The organism is Pseudomonas sp. PME37.24/025, from assembly GCF_055556615.1.
Map to the genome: position 1 here is coordinate 1 of NZ_JBVHNK010000188.1, position 272 is coordinate 272.

The 272-nt window shown below is 49.3% G+C and carries 1 protein-coding gene; it reads right to left on the minus strand.

The window, feature by feature from the left end; all coding sequences use genetic code 11:
• The coding region (locus ACZ3HH_RS30015; protein ID WP_465810215.1) for a serine/threonine protein kinase at positions 1 to 257 on the minus strand (257 nt) is incomplete at its 3' end.
• Positions 258 to 272 lie beyond the last annotated feature (15 nt).

Sequence of the window (272 nt, forward strand, 5' to 3'; positions counted from 1 at the left end):
TAAATGTCCGAAAGATGATCAACTTTGTCGCCGCGGCATTGTTCAGGGCTCGCGTAAAGAGGACTGCCCAAAATTGCGTTGGTCCTGGTGAGATTCTTGGATTCTTGATCTGTCGGCTGGTCGATGCGAGCAATTCCAAAGTCGATTATTTTGTAGAGGTCACTGCCGTCGGCGTCTTTGCAGTGCATTATGTTTGAAGGTTTGAGGTCGCGGTGCACAACTTTGCGCTCGTGTGCGTATGCCAGTCCTGAAAGCACCTGTCTGAATAATTC